Here is a 19,885-nt window from a genome sequence, read left to right as displayed (position 1 = left end):
GCCACGTTCCCGCGCTTCGCTGGTCACAGCCGCCGTTATATCCGGATGTCTGGATGGCTAATAAGATTTCGTGCTAGCTTATGCGCTTTCGGCTGTTGCCGCGCCTGAAGGTTCAGGAAAAAATGCGGCCAGTGATTTTTCAGGAGAGTAATGACATGCCAGGGTTAAACCGCCTTGAGATGCGTAACATCTCCATCGCTTTTGGCGGGTTTGCCGCGCTATCGTCGGTGGATTTCCGCAGTGACGGCCATTCGGTTCATGCCCTGACCGGCGCGAACGGCGCGGGTAAATCTACCCTGATGGCGATCCTTTCCGGCGCGCACAGCCACTACAGCGGCGAAATCCTGCTGGATGGTGAACCGGTCTCCATCCGCACGCCGCGTGATGCAAAACAGCTGGGTATCCATCTGGTTCAGCAGGAAGTGGACGTGGCGCTGGTGCCGCAGCTCAGCGTGGCGGAAAACATTTTGCTGGATCGGCTGGCAGAACCCGGCCACCGCTATCGCTGGGGTGAGATCCGCCGTCAGGCGCGGGCGCTGCTGACGCAGCTCGACGTGGCACTGGACGTCAACCGGCTGGTAGAGCGCTGCACCCTGGCGGAAAAACAGCAAATTCTGCTGGCGCGGGCGCTGTCGCACCACTGCCGCTTCCTGATTCTGGATGAACCCACTGCCCCGCTGGATCAGCACGAAAGCGAACGGCTGTTTGCCGTGGTGCGTCGTCTGCAGGCCAGTGGGATCGGCGTGGTGTTCATCTCTCACCGCATCCATGAACTGAAAGCCATCTGCGACCAGCTGACGGTGCTGCGTGATGGCCGGTTGATCGAAACCGGCCCGATGGCGGCGCTGAGCGGCGAGCAGATCGTGGAGAAGATGCTGGGCCACCAGCTCACCGATATCTTCCCGGCCCGTCGTGAACAGCAGACACAGCCGCTGCTGCTGGCGGTGGAAGGACTGCACGATGAGCAGCTGCTGCAGGATATCTCGCTGCGGCTGCACAAAGGGGAAATTCTGGGCATCGCCGGACTGGCCGGTGCCGGCAAAACCGAACTCTGCAAGGCGCTGTTTGGTGCCAGCAAAAGCCGCGTCAGTCGCGGTGAACTGCACGGTCAGCCGTGGCAGCCGCGCTCGCCGCACGACTCCGTCAGTCGCCGCATGGCGCTGGTGCCGGAAGAGCGGCGCAAAGAGGGGATCTTTATCGATGAGTCGGTGGCGATGAACCTTAGCGTCAGCGCCGACGACAGCTTTTCGCGCTGGAGCCTGTTCGGGCATCGCCAGGCGTGGCGCTGGGCGGAGCAGGTTATCCGGCAGTTGCAGGTGCGCACCACCGGCCCGGCACAGACACTGCGGCGTCTCTCAGGCGGCAACCAGCAGAAGGTGGCGATTGGCAAATGGCTGCGCAACAACGCTGACGTGCTGATTTTCGATGAGCCGACCAAAGGCGTCGATATCAAAGCCAAAACCGAGCTGTTCACCCTGATCGACAGCCTGGCGCGCGAGGGTAAAGGCATCATCTACGCGTCGGGTGAATTTTCTGAACTGGTCGGCTTATGCGACCGGATTTGCGTGCTCTGGGATGGACGTATTGTGGCCGAGCTGGCCGCACGCGACGTCACCGAAGAGACGCTTTTGCTCTATTCCACCGGAGGAACCCCTGCGTGAGCAGCAAAGAAACCAGCCTGAACCTGACGGCCGCGCCATGGCGTCACCAGTTGTTCGACTTTCTCTATAAATGGGGCATGTTACTCACGGTGGTGATCCTGATCGCCGCCTTTGGCCTGGCTTCCGACAGCTTCCTTGAGCCCAACAACATCATCAACATTCTGCGATCGATTGCGATTGTGACGGTGATTGCGATCGGCGTGTCCATCTCGCTGACCGTGGGCGGCTTTGATCTGTCGGTCGGCTCAACCGCCTCACTCGCCAATGCGTTAGTGATTTCGCTGTTTGTCTGGTACGGCTTCGGCACGACCACCGCAATCCTGATTACCCTGGCGCTCTGCACCCTGGTCGGACTGTTTAACGCCTTCCTGATTGTGATCCTGCGTATCCCCGACATGCTGGCGACGCTGGCGACACTCTTCGTGATTCAGGGTGTGGCGATGACCTACAGCTTTGGCGGGTCGATCACCGAGAACATGGTGCTGCCGAGCGGTGATATGGCGGAAGGCACTATTCCGGCCGCGTTTGGCCTGCTGGGTCAGGTGCCGACCATCGTCATCATTATGCTGGTGGTGACCGTTGCCGCACAGCTGGCGCTATCTCTGACTAAGCATGGCCGCCGCATGTATGCGCTGGGCGGTAATCCGGAAGCGGCGCGCCTCTCGGGCATCCGTACCAACCGCTACCGGGTGCTGGCTTATGTGATCGCCTCACTGCTCGCCGGTCTGGGCGGCATCCTGCTTGCTTCACGTATCGGTTCATCGCAGGTCAATGCCGGCAGCGGCTACCTGATGGATGCGGTCGCGGCGGCGTGGATTGGCTTTTCGCTGGCCGGTTCCGGCAAGCCCAACGCGCTGGGCACGCTGGTCGGCGCGGTTATCCTCGGCGTGCTGCAGAACGGCCTGGTCATGCTCTCTGTGCCCTACTACGCCATGGACATTATTAAAGGACTGGTGCTGGCGTTAGCACTGGCGATTACCTATATCCAGCGCCGCTGAGGCGCGTATACCGGAGTTGATAACAATGGAAAAAATAACACTCTCGCTGCTGGCCCTGAGCCTGCTGAACGCCAGCGCCGCCTTCGCGGACACCGTCACCCCGGTGCCTGCGGCAATCGCCAGCCATGATGGCCTGATTCGTATTGCGGTGATCCGCAACCTCGGCTCCGATGACAACACCACCCAGTTTGTTGCCGGTGCCATACAGCAGGGTCGCCAGCTGGGCTTTAAGGTCAGCACCTTTCTCAGCAACGGCGATGATGCGCGCTTTCAGGATTTCGTGAATCAGGCGATCAGCCAGAAATATGACGGCATCGTGCTGTCGCACGGCAAAGCACCCTACGCCAGCGGACTGGTAAAGCGTATTGCCGATGCCGGTATTAAGCTGTCCGTGTTTGATACGCCGGTGGATAACCGGATTCCTGGCGTCACCGTCACTGCGCAGGATGATGCTTCGCTGGCGCAGCTGTCGCTAGGTCAGCTTATCCACGACTTCAACGGTAAGGCGAACATCGTCAAGCTGTGGGTCGCCGGTTTCCCGCCGATGGAACGCCGTCAGGTCGTGTATGAAAAACTGCTGAAAGAGAATCCGGGCATTCACCAGCTGGAGTCGATTGGCGCCGTCTCTACGGACGTTCAGGGCGACACCGCCAACAAGATTGGCGCGATTCTGGCGAAATACCCGAAAGGCAAAATCGATGCCATCTGGGGCGCCTGGGATGCGTTCAGTCAGGGTGCTTACAAGGCGCTGCAGGAGAATGGTCGTACCGAGATTAAGCTCTACAGCATCGACGTCTCGAACCAGGATTTGCAGCTGATGCGCGAGAAAAACAGCCCATGGGTGCAGACGGTGGCGGTCGATCCTAAAACCATCGGCGCGGTGAATATGCGTCTGGTGGCGAAGAAGATTGCCGGTGAAGAGACGCCAGCGACGTATCAGTTTAAAGCCGCGTCGATCTCTCAGCAGCAGCTCAACAGTCAGCCTGGCGCGGTGAACGTTGCCTCGCTGAACAAGATCATTCCGGGCTGGGGCGGCAATGAAGATTTCATCGCACCGTGGTTTGCGACCCTTGAGGCGAAATACAAGAAGTAATCCGGCGTCAGCCTTGCCGACTGGTGAGGCTGACCGTTACAGACCCAGCAGCAGCTGACGCTCCAGCTGGGGATCCACCATGGTGACATGCAGTCCCACCAGCCGCACGCCACGACCGGCGCGACGCTCATCCCAGGTTTTCCGGGCGATGGCAATCATGTCCTCTTTATTCAGCACCGGCCAGATATGCTCCTGGGTCGTCTGCTGAAAATCGCTGAACTTCAGTTTTACGCCCTGCCGCGCCACCTGTTTGTCTGGTCGAATCTGCGTCAGCCGGCGATCCAGTTCAGCATAGAGAAAGTCGATAATCTCCAGGCAGGCGTCCCAGTCGCTGATATCTTCCGCCAGCGTGCGTTCCACTCCCAGCGATTTACGCTCGCGCTCGACGATCACCTCACGATCATCAATGCCGTTGCTGCGTTCCCACAGCACCCGGCCAAACTTACCAAAGCGCTTCAGTAGCAGCGCTAAATCAGCCTTCTGTACGTCGCCACAGGTGACCAGCCCCATCTCCTCCAGCTTTTTGGCCGAGACCTTGCCGACACCGGGAATTTTCGCCAGCGGCAGGGACAGCAGAAAACCGGCCATCTCCGGCGGGGTAATTACATACTGTCCGTCCGGCTTATTCAGGTCCGAGGCGATCTTCGCCAGAAACTTAATTGGCGCGATACCCGCTGACGCGGTAAGCCCGGTTTCACGGAAGATGGTCGCACGGATTTCCTGCGCCATCAGCGTGGCGGAGCCGTGACAGTGCGGACTGTCGGTGACATCCAGATAGGCTTCATCGAGTGAGAGCGGTTCAATCCGCGGTGTGTAGCGGGTAAAAATGTCGCGAATCTGTGCGGAGGCTTCTTTGTAGGCGTCGAAACGGCCTGGCAGCAGGCGCAGATGCGGGCATAACTTGAGGGCCATGCCGGTTGGCATCGCACTGCGCACGCCAAATTTGCGGGCCGGATAGTTGGCGGTGCTGATCACGCCACGGCGTTCGCGACTGCCGCCAATGGCGATCGGGATATCGCGCAGCTGGGGATTATCACGCATCTCCACCGCGGCATAGAAGCAGTCCATATCGACATGAATGATTTTACGCATACCCCCTCCGGCACTGGATAAGTATACAGTTGGCAGGGGTAACTGCAATATTTGTCGGGCCCACAATTAAAGTTTACAAATTTGTGGCCGAATATCTTTCAGTAAATCGCGAATCTGGCTGTCGGCGTCTTGCTAAAAAAACAGACAATGTTTAATGTTGCGCTGCGGTAGCGGACAGTTCCGATAATGCAAACAAAGACGCACATTTTGCGTCATGTTCTCTTCACCTCAAGGTATACACAGCATGGGCAAAATCGCACTCCTGTTTGCGATGATTTTACTGCCAGCCCTCAGCATGGCAATGACACCCGAACCCGTCTCAGCGGCACCGGTCAGCAAAGAATTAAAAAAGCAGTTACTCGGCACCCCGGTCTACATCCAGATCTTCAAGGAAGAACGCACGCTCGAACTCTACGGCAAAATCGGTAACGAATTCCGCCTGCTGGATACCTATCGCATCTGTAACTTTTCTGGCGGCCTCGGCCCGAAACGTCGTGAAGGCGATTTCAAAAGCCCGGAAGGTTTTTACAACGTGAAGCTGAATCAGCTGAAGCCGGATAGCCGCTTTTATCGCGCGATCAACATCGGCTTCCCGAATCAGTACGATCGTAATCAGGGGTATAGCGGCAACTACCTGATGATTCATGGCGACTGTAAGTCAATTGGCTGCTATGCCATGACCAACGCCTATATGGATGAGATTTTTACCTATGTGAACGCGGCGCTGCGTAACGGTCAGCAGGATGTTGGCATCAGCATCTATCCGTTCCGCATGACCGACAGCAACATGCAGCGTCACCGCTACTCCAGCGACGCCAGTTTCTGGCAGCAGTTGCAGCCGGGCTATGCGTACTTTGCGAAATATCACCAGCCGCCGATGGTCAATGTTACCAGCGGGAAATATGTGATGAACAGCAGCCCGGCACCGGTGTTAGCCAGTCCCGAAGCCGCTTCACGTTCATTCCTGGCGCTCTCCAAGGCAGAATAACGCCCATTCACCTGGCGCAATCCGCTGCCAGGTTTCATTGGCCGTCAGTGGCTGCGTAGCAATCACCGTCACCACGTCATGCGGCGTGGTGTGCTGCTGAAAATCCACCTCCACATCCTGATCCAGTAATTGCGCCCGGCCAAACGGTGCCCGGCGGGTGATCCAGAACAGGTTGGTGGAGCAGAAGGCCATCAGATAGCGGCCATCTGACAACAGCATGTTAAACACGCCCTTCTGCCGCAACGAACCGGCCAGCTCTCCGATAAAACGAAACACCGCAGGCCAGTTGCCCGGCGTGCGTGGATAGCGCGTCGCCAGCTGATGCAGGATCCAGCAGAACGCCTTCTCACTGTCCGTTTCACCTACCGGCCGGAATGTACCGGTCTCCAGCTGACGATAGCCCTTAAGCTGACCGTTGTGCGCATAGGTCCAGTTTCGGCCCCACAGCTCGCGGGTAAACGGATGGGTGTTTTCCAGCGACACCTGACCACGATTCGCCTGGCGGATGTGCGCCACCACCGAATGCGATTTGATCGGATACTCCTGCACCAGACGCGCAATCGGCGAGTTAAAGCTCGGCAGCGGATCTTTAAACGTACGACAACCTTTATCTTCGTAAAAGGTAATGCCCCAGCCATCTTTGTGAGGCCCGGTTCCACCGCCACGCTGAACCAGTCCGGTAAAGCTGAAACAGATATCCGTGGGAACATTGGCGCTCATCCCGAGCAATTCGCACATAGCCACCACCTCTGATTTTGAGGCCTCCCGTCAGGCGGGAGGCCAGCGCAGTTACTTCACCATCTCTTTTTCGATCAGCAGCATCAGGATATGGATCACTTTAATGTGGATCTCCTGAATGCGATCGGCATAACCAAAGTGTGGCACGCGGATTTCAATATCGGCACTGCCTGCCATCTTACCGCCATCTTTACCGGTCAGGGTGATCACTTTCATCCCCTGCGCACGTGCAGCTTCAATCGCTTTAATAATATTGGCAGAGTTCCCGGAGGTTGAGAGGCCCAGCAACACATCGCCTGGTCGTCCTACCGCTTCCACATAGCGCGAAAAGACATAGTCATAACCAAAGTCATTACTGACGCAGGAGAGATGGCTGACATCTGAGATGGCAATCGCCGGATAACCAGGACGATTTTCACGGTAGCGACCGGTCAGCTCTTCGGCGAAGTGCATGGCATCACAATGTGAACCGCCGTTACCGCAGGAAAGCACCTTGCCGCCCGCCTTGAAGCTATCAGCCAGCAGCACCGCAGCACGTTGGATCGCATGAATATTGGCGTCATCGCTGAGGAATTTTGTCAGCGTATCAGCAGCTTCATTAAGCTCAGAGCGGATGATGTCCTGGTACATAGGGATGTCCTTTTTTAGGAGAGGTTAATCGCAGCAAGTTTAACGGAATGGCCGGTCAGCGCAAAGCGTCATGCCATGTCCGGCCAGGCAGTGGCGGCGATTAACATTGCCACAGTTGATGCAAAAATGGGCTAAAAACGGTTTTTGTGAGGCAGGTTGTAATTGCGATGTAAACAAATTGATAAATCCCGCCAACTACTCTAAACCTCTCTACACAACAGGTCAGACCTCTTACTTCCTGGAGCGGTTCATCATGATAATTGTTTCAATATTTGCCACGCTGGCGCTGATTGGCGCTCTGTTCTATCACCGCCTGTCGTTACGGCTCAGCAGCGCAATCCTGTTGCTGTGGACTGCCGCGATGGCTGTTGCTCACCTCTGGACGCCGTGGCTGCTGCTGCTGCTGGCGATCGTCCTGCTGCCATTTAACCTGCCGTCACTGCGCCGCAGCCTGTTTTCAAAGCCGATCTTTCAGCGCTTCCAGAAGGTGATGCCGCCGATGTCGCGCACCGAGAAAGAAGCGATTGATGCGGGCACCACCTGGTGGGAAGGCGATCTGTTCCAGGGCAAACCGGACTGGCAGAAGCTGCACAGCTATCCACAGCCGCGCCTCACCGCCGAAGAGCAGGCTTTTCTTGATGGCCCGGTCGAAGAAGCGTGCCGCATGGCTAACGATTTCCAGATCACCCACGAGCTGGCCGATATGCCGCCGGAACTCTGGGCCTATCTGAAAGAGCATCGTTTCTTCGCGATGATCATTAAGAAAGAGTATGGCGGACTCGATTTCTCCGCCTATGCGCAGGCCTGTGTGTTGCAAAAACTGTCTGGCGTCTCCGGGATTCTGGCGATTACCGTGGGCGTGCCTAACTCACTGGGTCCGGGCGAATTGCTGCAGCACTACGGCACCGAAGAGCAGAAAAATCACTATTTACCGCGGCTGGCACGCGGCGATGAGATCCCCTGCTTTGCGCTGACCAGCCCGGAAGCGGGTTCAGATGCCGGCGCAATCCCCGATACCGGCGTCGTCTGCATGGGTGAATGGAAGGGTCAGCAGGTGCTGGGCATGCGGCTGACCTGGAACAAGCGCTACATTACGCTGGCGCCGATCGCCACCGTGCTGGGCCTGGCGTTTAAACTCTCTGACCCGGAGCATCTGCTCAGCGACAACGAGAATCCTGGCATTACCTGTGCGCTGATCCCAACGAATACCCCCGGCGTGGAAATTGGCCATCGCCACTTCCCGCTTAACGTACCATTCCAGAACGGCCCAACGCGCGGCAATAATATCTTTGTACCGATTGACTATATTATCGGCGGGCCGGAAATGGCCGGACAGGGCTGGCGGATGCTGGTGGAGTGTCTGTCAGTGGGCCGCGGCATTACGCTGCCTTCGAACTCAACCGGCAGCCTGAAAAGTGTGGCGCTGGCGACAGGTGCGTATGCCCATATCCGCCGTCAGTTCCGGGTTTCAATCGGTAAGATGGAAGGGATTGAAGAGCCGCTGGCGCGCATCGCCGGTAACGCTTACGTGATGGATGCGGCGGCCACGCTGATTACCGCCGGGATTATGCAGGGTGAAAAACCGGCGGTGCTGTCGGCGATTGTGAAATATCACTGCACCCATCGCGGCCAGCGCGCCATTATCGACGCCATGGATATTGCGGGCGGTAAAGGCATCATGCTCGGCAACAGCAACTTCCTGGCCCGTGCCTATCAGGGCGCACCGATCGCTATCACGGTGGAAGGCGCTAACATTCTGACCCGCAGCATGATTATCTTCGGACAGGGCGCGATTCGCTGCCATCCTTATGTGCTGCAGGAGATGGCAGCCGCCGCCAGCAACGATGTGAACGCGTTTGATCACGCGCTGTTCAGCCATATCGGTTATGTGGGCAGCAGCACCCTGCGCAGTCTGTGGCTGGGCTTAACCGCCGGACGTACCAGCGCCAGCCCGACCCGCGATGGCACCCGCCGTTATTACCAGCACCTGAACCGCATCAGTGCCAATCTGGCGTTGCTCTCTGATGTGTCGATGGCGGTACTGGGCGGCAGCCTGAAACGTCGCGAGCGTATCTCGGCGCGTCTGGGCGATGTACTGAGCCAGCTCTATCTCGCTTCCGCGACGCTGAAACGCTATGACGATGAAGGCCGCAACGAAGCCGATCTGCCGCTGGTTCACTGGGGCGTTCAGGATGCGCTGCATCAGGCGGAAGTGGCTATCGACGATCTGCTGCGTAACTTCCCCAACCGTCTGGTGGCGGGCGCACTGCGGATGACCATTTTTGCTGGCGGTCATCACTGTCCTGCGCCATCTGATCGCCTGGATCATCAACTGGCAAAAATGCTGCAACAGCCGTCAGCTACCCGTAGCCGTCTGGGACGTGGCATGTACCTGACGCCGAGCGAGCACAACCCTGCCGGTCAGCTGGAACAGGCGCTGCAGGATGTGATGGCGGCAGAAGTGATTCATGACAGGTTGTGCAAACAGACGAAGCAGCATCTCTCCTTTACCCGGCTGGACGCGCTGGCTAAGCGTGCGCTGGAGCAGGGCTGGATTGATGCTAAAGAGGCGGATGTGTTGCAGCGTGCTGAAGCCAGTCGTCTGCGGTCGATTAACGTTGATGAGTTTGAGCCAGAGGCACTGGCAGTCCCGGTGCAGGAGAAAGCCCCTCAGCCTGCGTCACGGGCGAGTGAGGCGGCATAGGATTAGCGTCTGCTCAGGGAGCATACGCCCTCCGTAAAGACGCAAAAACGCCATCCATGGCATGCTCAGCGCGGGCCATCCATGGCCCGCGATGCTTTACTCCAGGCGTATGCTCCCATCGCTTGAAGTTCAGCGCTCTTCATCAGGAGGGCGACACTATGCCAAATCAGGGGAAATCTGACCGCAATGATTAAGCCCAAAGCGCAGGGAACAGGGTCAGAAAAGGAAAGCATCCCGTGCTACGGGCCGGGCGAGCAAGGGAGGGCGTATGCTCCCTGAGCCAGTACTGCTTTACAGGCCGACATCACGTCGGCCTTTTTATCCCGCCTGACGGATACGGGCAATCAGCGCATCCACATCTTCTACGTGATCGGCGGCCAGAATCAGCGTGCGTCCCAGGTTAATCGCATTACGGATGCAGTCGATATGCATCGCCGGATCGGCAATCAGCTTCATATCCGCTACATGTGACATCCCCACCGTGCGGCGAATCAGTTCCGTGCCGCAGTAACCGATGGTATCGGCCCACACTTTACGCAGAAACGCCGCCGCATAGCCTGGATAAGCCATCGCCTCATCGCGGGTTTTCTCAGCTGCCAGCGCCAGGAAGCCTGACGCAAAGGTCGTCCAGAGGGTGTGAACATCGCTGAGGCGCTGTTCACGTGCATCGGCGGCTTCACGCGGAGGCAGCAGCCCCGGCAGACCACAGTAGTTAATCAGCAGATTGCCGATAGCAGTGCCAATATCAAACCCGATGGGGCCGAAATAGCCAAATTCTGCATCAATCGCTTTCAGACTGCGGTCCGCAACGAAAATTGAGCCACTGTGAATATCGCCATGCAGCAAGGCTTCAGCATGGGCAAAGAAGCGATGTTTAAGGCCGCCCACCGCAATGCGTAACGCATCATCATCACGCAGGCTGGCGACCAGCGGCTCAAGCGCCGCGGGATAGCTGTTGCGCTCATGGTTGGTGTAGGGATCGTTGAAGAAAAGATCTTCGGTGATTTCACACATTTCCGGATTAATAAAACGCGCCACTTCCGCTTTTTTCTGATGTGGATGCAGGATGAAATCGGAGGTATGGAACAGAGTCTGCGCCAGATAGTCGCCTAGCTGCTGCGCCGCTTCCGGATAATACACGCCCTTCACCAGCTCGCCGCGCCAGATGCGATGGCTGGAAAGATCTTCCATCACCATCACTGCCAACTCCGCATCATAATGGGTGATCTTCACCGTGTGCTGCGGACAATACTTGTAGTGCTCGACCAGGGTCTGCGCTTCCAGCCGCGCCCGATCCAGCGTCAGCGGCCAGGACTCCCCCACGCAGCGCACATAGGGCAGTGCCTGCTTGACGATGACGCGACTGTTGCCCTGATCGTCATAAATCTTAAACACCAGGTTGAGGTTGCCATCACCAATCTCTTCTGCGCTGCTCAGCGCGGCAGGATTGTCCACGCCGCCAAATTGTCGGGCATAGTCCACAGCATCAGCAGCAGTAAAAGTACGGTATTGCGACATTGCCTGTTCCTCATCGTTCGAAGGGGGTCACTCAGGTGTAATAAGCCGTTCAGACGTCTATACATCCGTTCAGCATGTTGGCACAATACGTATCATTAACGCAACATGGATTTCACCCACAATGCAGACACTTCAAACCACCAGTTTACAGGTTCGTGACAATCAGCTCTGGATTCTGGATCAGCAGGCGCTGCCGCAGCAGAAAAACTGGCTGCCTGCGCACAGCGTGCCTCAGCTGGTTGAACATATTCATGCGCTGCGGGTGCGCGGTGCGCCGCTGATTGGTCTCTCCGCTTCGCTGTTGCTGGCGCTGCTGGCAGAACAGGGACTGACGCGCGCTGAACTGGCACAGGCGCTGGAGACGCTGCGCGCCGCCCGCCCTACCGCGGTCAATCTGATGAACAACCTGGATCGGATGAAAGTGGCGCTGGCTCAGCCGGACTTTGTCCCCGCGCTGGTTGAAGAAGCCTGGCGGCTGGTGCAGGAGGATAAGCAACTGTGCGACGCCATCGCAGACGCAGGTTGCACACTCGTAAAACCCAACAGCCAGTTGCTGACCCACTGCAATACCGGCGGGCTGGCCACTGCTGGCGTGGGCACCGCGCTCGGCGTTATTGCCCGTGCCCATCAGCAGGGACTGGTTAAGAATGTCTGGGTGGATGAAACCCGCCCGCTGCTACAGGGTGGCCGGTTGACCGCCTGGGAGCTGGGCGAACTGGCGGTTCCTTACACGCTGATCACCGATTCCATGGCCGCCAGCCTGATGGCCCGTGGCGAGGTGGATGCGGTGTGGGTTGGCGCTGACCGCATTGCCGCCAACGGCGATGTCGCCAATAAGATTGGCACCTACAGCCTGGCGGTGCTGGCGCATTATCATCAGATTCCATTTTACGTGGCGGCTCCCCATACCACGCTGGATCGCAGCTGTCCTGACGGCGCAGAAATTCCTATTGAGCAGCGCGCCGCCAGCGAAGTGACAGGCGTGGCCGGCAGTTTTGGCAGCGTACAGTGGGCACCGGAAGCGACGAAGGTTTACAACCCGGCGTTCGATGTCACGCCTGCCGCCCTGATCAGCGGCTGGGTACTGGATACTGGCGTGGTCACGCCTGACCAGGTACAGAACGGCATCTTCCAGCCGCAGTAACGCGCTGCAAGGCGTTTGCCGCTGATGGCAGACGCCTCACCGTGCAGGCTGACAGATTACGCCATACGCGGATAGGCATCCGCGATCTTGTCGCCGGTAAAGTTCGCCACCCAGCCTTCCTGATTATCGAAAATCCGGATCGCCGTGAAGTGCGGTGACGATCCCATATCAAACCAGTGCGGCGTGCCCGCGGGCACCGAGATCAGATCGTTTTTCTCGCACAGGATCTGCAGGATCTCGCCATCCAGATGCAGGCAAAACAGCCCGGCCCCCTCGACAAAGAAACGCACCTCATCTTCACCGTGCGTATGCTCATTGAGAAACTTCTCGCGCAGTACGGTTTTCTGCGGATTGTCGGCACGCATGCTGATCACGTCCCAGCTCTGATAGCCCTTCTCCGCCACCAGCCGATCGATCGCATGCTGATAGGCGTTGATCACCGTTTCGGCATCCGGGTTTTCACCCAAATCGCGATCGGCTTCCCAGCGTTCAAAACGGACGCCTTTAGCATTCAGACGGTCACGAATCGCTTCTGCGTCGGTGCTGTGCCACACCGGCTGGCTGGCTTCGCGGTCGGTAAAAATAGTCAGTGCGCTCATCCTAAATCGACTCCGGGTTAATCTGGGAAAAATCCGTCACCTGACGATGGCGGCTCTCGTCGTCCGCATCGCCACGCAGTAATTGCAGCGTCTGCCATCCCGCCTCCGCGGCGGCATCCAGCTCCTGATGAATATCGGAGAGAAACAGCAGCTGCGCCGCTGGCTGACCAATTTCAGCGGCGATAGCGCGATAAGACGCGACTTCACGCTTGGCGCCGACGCGGGTGTCAAAATAGCCGCTGAACAGGCCAGTAATATCACCTTCGTCGCTGTAGCCAAATAACAATTTCTGCGCCGCAACCGATCCGGAGGAATATACATAAAGTTCAATACCCTGCGCCTTCCAGCGGGTGAGTGCTGGGAGGACGTCGGGATAGAGATGACCGGTAAAACTGCCGTTCACGTAGCCGTCGCGCCAGATCATCCCCTGCAGCGCTTTCAGGCCGGTGGATTTGCGATCCTGGCCCATAAAGCCCAGCAGAATGTCCGTCACCCCATCCAGATCGGCCTGCGGCTGACCGGCCTCTTCACGTACCGACTGCAGCGCCGCCGCCACCTCAGGCTGGTGCGCATTGTCACGCACGAAGTCCGGCAGATGCTGGCGGGCATAGGGAAACAGGATGTTATGTACAAAGCGAATATCGCTGGTGGTGCCTTCGATATCAGTAACAATGGCGCGAATCATGCTTTCTCCAGCAGGCGACGTTGACGTTCACATTCGAATAAAAATTCCAGACCTTCCAGATGACGGCGGGCTTCGCTGACATCCCGGCCCCAGCAGGTTAAGCCGTGGCCGCGCAGCAGGAAGCCATAATGCAGCGGAAAGCGGGCGGCGTAATCTTCAATTTCTGACGCCAGCGCCGCAATGTCCTGGCTGTTGTCGAATACGGGAATCGCCAGCGTATCCAGATGGGTGTGCTGGCCACTTAACGATTTCTGCATCTCATAGCCGTGCAGCAGCAGCGCCGCGCCCTGCTCCACCCGCGACAGCACGGTCGAATTCACCGTGTGGGTGTGCAGTACCGCGCCCGCCTCCGGAAAGAGGCGATAGATCATCGTGTGCAGCCCGGTTTCTGCCGACGGCTTACGGCCAGAGAGCGACTGGCTGGTGGCGATATCGACCTCGATAAAGTCATCCCGCGTCAGCGTGCCTTTATCTTTGCCCGATTCACTCAGCAGGCAGACATGTTCATCGCGGCGCACGGACATATTGCCGCCGGTGGCCGGTGCCCAGCCTTTTGCCCCAATCCAGTGACAGGCGGCGACCAGCTGATCTAACGGAAGACTCTGCGACATAATGGTTCCTTGCGGTGAAATGAGATTCCGGGTAAGTACGCGTAGCCAACGCCGCCGACGCGCGGAGCATGACGCATTTAGCCGTCTAAGCGTCTTGATTGCCAAATACTACCATCCTGTTTATAGTGGCACAAACACCGGGTGACACCGCATCAATCTTCGCGCTTAAGGCCTGACACCATGACGCAGCACAACCTGATCCCCGAGAGCAAACTCCCTTTGCTCGGCACCACGATTTTCAGCCAGATGAGTGCGCTGGCGCAGCAGCATAACGCCATCAATCTCTCCCAGGGCTTTCCCGATTTCAGCGGCCCGAACTATCTGCAGCAGCGGCTGGCGTATCACGTCAGCCAGGGCGCGAACCAGTATGCGCCGATGACAGGTGCGCTGCCGTTGCGTGAGGCGATTGCAGAGAAAACCGCGCGGCTTTATGACTATCGTCCGGATGTGGAAACGGAAATCACGGTGACGGCGGGCGCGACCGAAGCGCTCTATGCGGCGATTACCGCGCTGGTGCGGCCGGGCGATGAGGTGATCTGCTTTGATCCCAGCTACGACAGTTATGCCCCTGCGGTGGAGCTGTCGGGCGGCGTGATGAAACGCATTACGCTGCAGCCGCCTGCCTTCCGGGTGGACTGGCAGGCATTTGCTGCGCTGCTGAGTGACAAAACCCGGCTGGTGATCCTGAATACGCCGCACAATCCTTCGGCCACCGTCTGGCAGCAGCAGGATTTCGCCGCGCTGTGGCAGGCGATTGCTCAGCACCCAATCTATGTGCTGAGCGACGAAGTGTATGAGCACATCTGTTTCGATGAGGCGGGCCACGCCAGCGTGCTGGCCCATCCTGAACTGCGCCAGCGCGCCATTGCGGTGTCATCGTTTGGCAAGACGTTCCACATGACCGGCTGGAAAGTGGGTTACTGCATTGCTCCTGTGGCGATTAGCGCTGAACTGCGCAAGGTGCATCAGTACCTGACCTTCTCGGTGAATACCCCTGCGCAGCTGGCAATTGCCGATATGCTGCGTGAGCATCCGGAACACTATTTTGAGCTGCCGGCGTTTTATCGTGACCGGCGCGATCGGCTGGCGACGGCGCTGAGCAACAGCCGCTTTAAGGTACTGCCCTGCGAAGGCACCTACTTTTTGCTGGTCGATTACAGCGCCATCTCCGATCTGGATGATGTCAGTTTCTGCCAGTGGCTGACCCGCGAAGTGGGCGTCGCCGCGATTCCGCTGTCGGTGTTCTGCGCCGATGCTTTCCCTCATAAACTGATCCGCCTTTGTTTTGCCAAACAGCCGGCGACATTAGATGCCGCCGCGGAGCGCTTATGTCAGCTTTAAAAATTACCGTTTTGCAGGAGACGCTGAGCTGGATGGATGGCGAGGCCAACCTGCGACATTTTGACGCGCAGCTGGCCGGACTCACCGGACGTGACCTGATTCTGCTGCCGGAGATGTTTACTACCGGCTTTGCGATGGAGGCAGCGAAAAGCTCGCTGCCACAGGCGCAGGTGGTTGAATGGCTGCATCAGCATGCCCGCCGCACCGATGCCCTGGTCGGCGGCAGCGCGGCGATTCAGACCGACAATGGCGCGGTTAACCGCTTCCTGCTGGTCGAGCCGGACGGCACGCTGCATCAGTATGACAAGCGTCACCTGTTCCGCATGGCGGATGAACATCACCACTATCTGCCCGGCGAACAGCGTCAGGTGTTTGAGTGGCGCGGCTGGCGCATTCTGCCGCAAATCTGTTACGACCTGCGCTTTCCGGTTTTCTCGCGCAACCGCAACGATTACGATCTGGCGCTCTATGTTGCCAACTGGCCAGCGCCACGTACGCTGCACTGGCAGGCGCTGCTGTTAGCGCGGGCGATTGAAAATCAGGCTTATGTGGCAGGCTGTAATCGTGTTGGCAGTGACGGCAATCAGCATCACTACAGCGGCGACAGTCAGATTATTTCGCCGCAGGGCGAGATCCTCAGCGCGGCCGAGCCGCATCAGCGCGCCCGGCTGGATGCTGAGCTGTCGCTGGACGCGCTGAAGGCCTACCGCGAGCGTTTCCCGGCGTGGCAGGATGCGGATCGTTTTTCGCTGTAAACCACCGACGATTAGCTGCCGCGATAGGTTGACCACGACCAGGGTGAAATCAGAAACGGCAGATGGAAGTGGCTGCCCGCCTCGGCAATGACAAAATCGATCTGGGCGCTGACGTAGAGCGCATCCCGACCGGCAGCGGCAAAATAGTCGCCAATTTCCGCCGTTAAACGGTAATGGCCCGGCGTCAGCGGCTCGGGCGTCAGATCTTTCAGACGTCCGTCGCTGTCCGTTTCACCCTGTGAAATCGGAAACCACCCTTCCGGACTGTTCTGCTCCAGTGAAATCGCCACGGCGCTGGCCGGTTTGCCCAGCGCCGTGTCAAGAATATGGGTCGTCACGGTACTCATTGCATCATCTCCTTAAGGCGTAACAGGGTAATTTCACGCAGCTGATCCAGCGCCTCCTGCTGCTCGGCAATATCATCATTCTGCAACCGACGCTGCAACTCTGCCAGCATCTGCTCGCCGCTGCGCCCTTTAGCGCGTATCAGAAACACCCGGCCAAAACGTGCTTCATACGCCTGATTAGCCTGCTGCATCGCCCGTTGCAGGGCGTGATCGGCCTGCTGCATTGCAGACTGCTCGCCACGTGACAACGCGGCTTCCTTATCTGCGCCGTTCACGCGCTCACCGATGCGCGGATGTGCCGACAGGGCGGCCTCCAGTTCAGGCTGCTGCCACTGACGCGCCAGCATATCGGCAGTAGCCAGTAATGCATCGGTGCTGGCAAAAGGCCGGGCCGCCACCAGCGCCTGTTGCCAGTGCGGGATCGCCACACAGTGCCGGATGGCCGCCTGCGCTTCGTCAGCGGAAAGCTGATTAAATGTGGCTAATTCCATGTTCAGCTCCGTCCGGCAATCAGCGAGACCGCCTGTAAATAGGCCTGCAGCGCAGGTGCCACATCGTCCACCGCCACCGACTCAGCCGGATGGTGACTGATGCCGCGATGGTTACGCACAAATAACATGCCGACCGGCCAGCGTTCAGCGATGGCGATAGCGTCGTGTCCGGCACCGCTCGGCAGCGACAGACTGCGACCCTGCACCGTTTTCACCGCATGGCTCAGCGCCTGTTGCAGCGCAGAGTCACAGGCGGTGGCACCGATGCGATAATATTCGTTCGATTCAAACTGAAGTCCACGGCGCAGTGCAATCGCCTCTGCCTGGGTTAACAGGCTGGAGAGCAGCGTCTCCAGCGGCGTGTCCAGCGGACCGCGTACGTCGAGTGACAGCGACACCTCGCCGGGGATGACATTCACCGCACCCGGCGCACAGTTAATCGTACCGACGGTAGCGACCAGCTGCGGGTCCTGCTCACGGGTGGTCTGCTCGATAAACACCATCCACTCGGCAGCGGCGGCCAGCGCATCTTTGCGGTGCGTCATCGGCACCGTGCCCGCATGGCCCGCTTCGCCGGTAAAACGGCAGTTGAGGCGGCGCGCACCGTTGATCGCCGTGACCACGCCCAGCGCCAGCTCCTCCTGCTCCAGACAGGGGCCCTGCTCAATGTGCAGCTCAAGATATCCGACGATGTCCTCAACCCGCCGCGCCGCAGATACGATCCTGTCGCTGTCGAGCCCGACATCGGTCATCGCCTGCGCCACGGTGATGCCGTTGCCGTCAGGATGCGTCACCCAGCTCTGCGGCCAGCTGCCGGTAATACCGCGACTGCCGAGCAGCGTAATGCCAAAACGGGTGCCCTCTTCGTCGCCGAAGCCAATCACCTCAATCGCCAGCGGCAGACGGCACTGATGTTCGTTAAGCCACTGCACGGTTTCAATGGCGCTGAGCACGCCCAGCATCCCATCATAGCGCCCGGCGTTGCGTACCGTGTCGAGATGCGAGCCGAGCAGCAGCGCAGGCGCACCCGCTTCTGCCGCCTCGTAGCGCCCACAGATATTGCCAACTTCATCCTGCCACACCTGCATTCCCGCCGCCTGCATCCACTCACCGACGCAGGCGTTAGCGCGCAGATGTTCTGGCGAGAGGTAGACGCGGGTCAGTCCCTCAGCCGTTTCGCTGATCGCGGCCAGCGTATCGCAGCGCGCCATCACGCGCTGTGCCGCGACCTGGGCTTCGCTGGCGCTCATCATCATGCGTGGCTCCCGTAGTGATCCCACGCGGCCTGTGCGGCGGCACCCTGCGGCGTGCGGTAGCCGACGTAGGTCAGCACCGTTTCCAGCGCCGACAGGGTCTGCATCACGCAATCTTTACGCGCGTTGTAGCCCATGGTGCCGATGCGCCAGACCTTGCCATGCAGCGGACCAAATGAGGTGCCAATCTCAATGCCAAAATCTTCCAGCATCAGCTTGCGCACCTGATCGCCATTCACGCCGGACGGGATCATCACGCCCAGCACGTTGTTCATTTTGTTTTTCAGATCGCCGAAGGTCTCCAGCCCCATCCCCTGAATGCCTTTCAGCATCGCTTCGCCATGCAGTTTGTGGCGGGCGATGCCGTTATCCAGCCCCTCCTGCAGGATCAGACGGGCGCATTCGCGCGCGCCAAACAGCGCACTGGTCGCTTCGGTGTGATGGTTGAGCCGCTCCGGGCCCCAGTAATCCATGATCATGCCGAGATCAAAATAGTTGGAGTAGATCATCTCCTCTTCGCCATCCTGATGCGCTTCGGTGCGGATCCCCTGCTCTACGCATTTGCGTTTGCGGATCACGGCTTCCATCTCTGCGCTCAGGGTGACCGGCGAGGTGCCCGATGGCCCGCCCAGGCATTTCTGCATCCCCGCCGACACCGCATCAAGTCCCCAGGCGTCCGTTTCCAGCGCGTTACCCGCCAGCGACGCGGTCGCATCGGTGTAGAACAGCACGCTATACTGTTTGCAGATTGCGCCCAGCTGCTCCAGTGGTTGCAGCATGGTGGTCGACGTGTCGCCCTGCACGGTCAGCAACAGACGCGGTCGCACTTTTTTGATCGCATCTTCAATCTGGTCCGGGGTAAAGACTTCGCCCCACGGCACTTCAATGGTGTGCACGTCCGCACGACAGCGGCGGGCAATTTCGCACAGCAGATGACCGAAACGGCCAAACACCGGTACCAGCACTTTGTCACCAGGGCGAATAGACGACAGCAGAATCGCTTCGATACCGGCACGTGACGTGCCATCAATCAGCAGCGTCCAGCGGTTTTCGGTGCGGAACACGCCGCGATAGAGCGCCATCACTTCGTTCATGTAGTGGGTCATCGCAGGATCGTACTGACCCAGCAGCTGACTCGACATGGCGCGCAGCACACGGGGATCGGCGTTGATCGGCCCCGGTCCCATCAGCAAACGCTGTGGCGGATTGAGTTGCGGGAATTTTGTTATATCCATCA

Annotated in this window: 19 protein-coding genes; 8 read left to right on the top strand and 11 right to left on the bottom strand. The window is 58.6% G+C overall.

Annotated features, from left to right (window positions below):
• The first annotated feature begins 155 nt into the window (after positions 1-155).
• From FA92_RS02465 to FA92_RS02455, 3 genes are read left to right on the top strand one after another with little or no spacing between them, the layout of a single operon-like run.
• Positions 156-1,661, top strand: coding sequence for a sugar ABC transporter ATP-binding protein (locus tag FA92_RS02465; RefSeq protein ID WP_013356902.1), 1,506 nt, complete (start codon positions 156-158; stop codon positions 1,659-1,661).
• A complete protein-coding gene (locus tag FA92_RS02460; protein ID WP_033781982.1) occupies positions 1,658-2,659 on the top strand; it encodes an ABC transporter permease in 1,002 nt (333 codons plus the stop codon). Before FA92_RS02465 ends, FA92_RS02460 begins: the two co-directional genes overlap by 4 nt.
• 25 nt (positions 2,660-2,684) lie before the next feature.
• Positions 2,685-3,752, top strand: coding sequence for a sugar ABC transporter substrate-binding protein (locus FA92_RS02455; RefSeq protein WP_033781981.1), 1,068 nt, complete (start codon positions 2,685-2,687; stop codon positions 3,750-3,752).
• Positions 3,753-3,788: 36 nt separating this feature from the next.
• Here FA92_RS02455 and dinB read toward each other — a convergent pair whose 3' ends face one another.
• Positions 3,789-4,844, bottom strand: a complete 1,056-nt coding sequence (gene dinB / locus FA92_RS02450) for a DNA polymerase IV (RefSeq protein ID WP_033781980.1) — start codon at positions 4,842-4,844, stop codon at positions 3,789-3,791.
• Between the two features lie 244 nt (positions 4,845-5,088).
• On the opposite strand from dinB, the gene dpaA reads away from it, so the two are divergent.
• Positions 5,089-5,832 carry a peptidoglycan meso-diaminopimelic acid protein amidase gene (gene dpaA, locus FA92_RS02445; protein ID WP_033781979.1) on the top strand — a complete coding sequence of 248 codons (744 nt, stop codon included), beginning with the start codon at positions 5,089-5,091 and terminating at the stop codon, positions 5,830-5,832.
• Here dpaA and FA92_RS02440 read toward each other — a convergent pair.
• Both FA92_RS02440 and lpcA read right to left on the bottom strand, forming a co-directional pair.
• A complete protein-coding gene (locus tag FA92_RS02440; RefSeq protein WP_013356897.1) occupies positions 5,803-6,570 on the bottom strand; it encodes a class II glutamine amidotransferase in 768 nt (255 codons plus the stop codon). The two genes, dpaA and FA92_RS02440, sit on opposite strands and share 30 nt — an antisense overlap.
• A 51-nt stretch (positions 6,571-6,621) precedes the next feature.
• Entirely contained in the window at positions 6,622-7,200 is a 579-nt protein-coding gene (gene lpcA / locus FA92_RS02435) for a D-sedoheptulose 7-phosphate isomerase (RefSeq protein ID WP_013356896.1), read from the bottom strand.
• Between the two features lie 253 nt (positions 7,201-7,453).
• Between lpcA and fadE the strand changes: the two genes are divergently transcribed.
• Positions 7,454-9,904, top strand: coding sequence for an acyl-CoA dehydrogenase FadE (fadE, locus tag FA92_RS02430; RefSeq protein WP_033781977.1), 2,451 nt, complete (start codon positions 7,454-7,456; stop codon positions 9,902-9,904).
• A gap of 318 nt (positions 9,905-10,222) precedes the next feature.
• Here fadE and mtnK read toward each other — a convergent pair whose 3' ends face one another.
• Positions 10,223-11,422: an S-methyl-5-thioribose kinase gene (gene mtnK / locus FA92_RS02425; RefSeq protein ID WP_033781976.1), complete on the bottom strand. Its 1,200-nt coding sequence runs from the start codon at positions 11,420-11,422 to the stop codon at positions 10,223-10,225.
• A gap of 121 nt (positions 11,423-11,543) precedes the next feature.
• On the opposite strand from mtnK, the gene mtnA reads away from it, so the two are divergent.
• Positions 11,544-12,566 (top strand): S-methyl-5-thioribose-1-phosphate isomerase, encoded by a 1,023-nt coding sequence (gene mtnA, locus FA92_RS02420; protein WP_033781975.1) that lies wholly within the window; start codon positions 11,544-11,546, stop codon positions 12,564-12,566.
• 56 nt (positions 12,567-12,622) lie between these two features.
• Here mtnA and FA92_RS02415 read toward each other — a convergent pair whose 3' ends face one another.
• From FA92_RS02415 to FA92_RS02405, 3 genes are read right to left on the bottom strand one after another with little or no spacing between them, the layout of a single operon-like run.
• Entirely contained in the window at positions 12,623-13,165 is a 543-nt protein-coding gene (locus FA92_RS02415) for an acireductone dioxygenase (RefSeq protein WP_033781974.1), read from the bottom strand.
• Position 13,166: 1 nt separating this feature from the next.
• Positions 13,167-13,850, bottom strand: coding sequence for an acireductone synthase (gene mtnC / locus FA92_RS02410; RefSeq protein ID WP_033781973.1), 684 nt, complete (start codon positions 13,848-13,850; stop codon positions 13,167-13,169).
• On the bottom strand, positions 13,847-14,461 hold the full coding sequence (locus tag FA92_RS02405) for a methylthioribulose 1-phosphate dehydratase (RefSeq protein WP_033781972.1): 615 nt from the start codon (positions 14,459-14,461) through the stop codon (positions 13,847-13,849). Before FA92_RS02405 ends, mtnC begins: the two co-directional genes overlap by 4 nt.
• A 180-nt stretch (positions 14,462-14,641) precedes the next feature.
• Between FA92_RS02405 and FA92_RS02400 the strand changes: the two genes are divergently transcribed.
• Both FA92_RS02400 and FA92_RS02395 read left to right on the top strand, forming a co-directional pair.
• The gene (locus FA92_RS02400) at positions 14,642-15,802 is read left to right on the top strand and encodes a pyridoxal phosphate-dependent aminotransferase (protein ID WP_033781970.1); all 1,161 of its coding nucleotides are present in this window, start codon (positions 14,642-14,644) and stop codon (positions 15,800-15,802) included.
• Positions 15,790-16,557: an amidohydrolase gene (locus FA92_RS02395; RefSeq protein WP_013356888.1), complete on the top strand. Its 768-nt coding sequence runs from the start codon at positions 15,790-15,792 to the stop codon at positions 16,555-16,557. Before FA92_RS02400 ends, FA92_RS02395 begins: the two co-directional genes overlap by 13 nt.
• 11 nt (positions 16,558-16,568) lie before the next feature.
• Here the strand turns inward: FA92_RS02395 and uraH are convergent, their stop codons facing one another.
• Genes uraH through FA92_RS02375 form a run of 4 tightly spaced genes read right to left on the bottom strand, consistent with a single transcriptional unit; the run spans position 16,569 to position 19,883 of the window.
• Entirely contained in the window at positions 16,569-16,904 is a 336-nt protein-coding gene (uraH, locus tag FA92_RS02390; protein WP_013356887.1) for a hydroxyisourate hydrolase, read from the bottom strand.
• A complete protein-coding gene (gene uraD, locus FA92_RS02385; protein ID WP_033781969.1) occupies positions 16,901-17,395 on the bottom strand; it encodes a 2-oxo-4-hydroxy-4-carboxy-5-ureidoimidazoline decarboxylase in 495 nt (164 codons plus the stop codon). Before uraD ends, uraH begins: the two co-directional genes overlap by 4 nt.
• A 2-nt stretch (positions 17,396-17,397) precedes the next feature.
• On the bottom strand, positions 17,398-18,651 hold the full coding sequence (gene hpxK / locus FA92_RS02380; RefSeq protein ID WP_033781967.1) for an allantoate amidohydrolase: 1,254 nt from the start codon (positions 18,649-18,651) through the stop codon (positions 17,398-17,400).
• Entirely contained in the window at positions 18,648-19,883 is a 1,236-nt protein-coding gene (locus FA92_RS02375) for an alanine--glyoxylate aminotransferase family protein (protein ID WP_033781965.1), read from the bottom strand. Before FA92_RS02375 ends, hpxK begins: the two co-directional genes overlap by 4 nt.
• Positions 19,884-19,885: the final 2 nt, after the last annotated feature.

Source organism: Pantoea sp. 9140, from assembly GCF_000745295.1.
Taxonomy (GTDB): Bacteria; Pseudomonadota; Gammaproteobacteria; order Enterobacterales; family Enterobacteriaceae; genus Pantoea; species Pantoea vagans.
The sequence above is the reverse complement of the archived record's forward strand: the minus strand, read 5'-3'. Positions and strand labels throughout refer to the sequence as shown.

Bases quoted from the DNA above. Each gene is read 5' to 3' on its own strand.
- FA92_RS02465 (WP_013356902.1), top strand. From the start codon at position 156: ATGCCAGGGTTAAACCGCCTTGAGATGCGTAACATCTCCATCGCTTTT.
- FA92_RS02455 (WP_033781981.1), top strand. From the start codon at position 2,685: ATGGAAAAAATAACACTCTCGCTGCTGGCCCTGAGCCTGCTGAACGCC.
- dinB (WP_033781980.1), bottom strand. From the start codon at position 4,844: ATGCGTAAAATCATTCATGTCGATATGGACTGCTTCTATGCCGCGGTG.
- dpaA (WP_033781979.1), top strand. From the start codon at position 5,089: ATGGGCAAAATCGCACTCCTGTTTGCGATGATTTTACTGCCAGCCCTC.
- FA92_RS02440 (WP_013356897.1), bottom strand. From the start codon at position 6,570: ATGTGCGAATTGCTCGGGATGAGCGCCAATGTTCCCACGGATATCTGT.
- lpcA (WP_013356896.1), bottom strand. From the start codon at position 7,200: ATGTACCAGGACATCATCCGCTCTGAGCTTAATGAAGCTGCTGATACG.
- fadE (WP_033781977.1), top strand. From the start codon at position 7,454: ATGATAATTGTTTCAATATTTGCCACGCTGGCGCTGATTGGCGCTCTG.
- mtnK (WP_033781976.1), bottom strand. From the start codon at position 11,422: ATGTCGCAATACCGTACTTTTACTGCTGCTGATGCTGTGGACTATGCC.
- mtnA (WP_033781975.1), top strand. From the start codon at position 11,544: ATGCAGACACTTCAAACCACCAGTTTACAGGTTCGTGACAATCAGCTC.
- FA92_RS02415 (WP_033781974.1), bottom strand. From the start codon at position 13,165: ATGAGCGCACTGACTATTTTTACCGACCGCGAAGCCAGCCAGCCGGTG.
- mtnC (WP_033781973.1), bottom strand. From the start codon at position 13,850: ATGATTCGCGCCATTGTTACTGATATCGAAGGCACCACCAGCGATATT.
- FA92_RS02405 (WP_033781972.1), bottom strand. From the start codon at position 14,461: ATGTCGCAGAGTCTTCCGTTAGATCAGCTGGTCGCCGCCTGTCACTGG.
- FA92_RS02400 (WP_033781970.1), top strand. From the start codon at position 14,642: ATGACGCAGCACAACCTGATCCCCGAGAGCAAACTCCCTTTGCTCGGC.
- FA92_RS02395 (WP_013356888.1), top strand. From the start codon at position 15,790: ATGTCAGCTTTAAAAATTACCGTTTTGCAGGAGACGCTGAGCTGGATG.
- uraH (WP_013356887.1), bottom strand. From the start codon at position 16,904: ATGAGTACCGTGACGACCCATATTCTTGACACGGCGCTGGGCAAACCG.
- uraD (WP_033781969.1), bottom strand. From the start codon at position 17,395: ATGGAATTAGCCACATTTAATCAGCTTTCCGCTGACGAAGCGCAGGCG.
- hpxK (WP_033781967.1), bottom strand. From the start codon at position 18,651: ATGATGATGAGCGCCAGCGAAGCCCAGGTCGCGGCACAGCGCGTGATG.
- FA92_RS02375 (WP_033781965.1), bottom strand. From the start codon at position 19,883: ATGGATATAACAAAATTCCCGCAACTCAATCCGCCACAGCGTTTGCTG.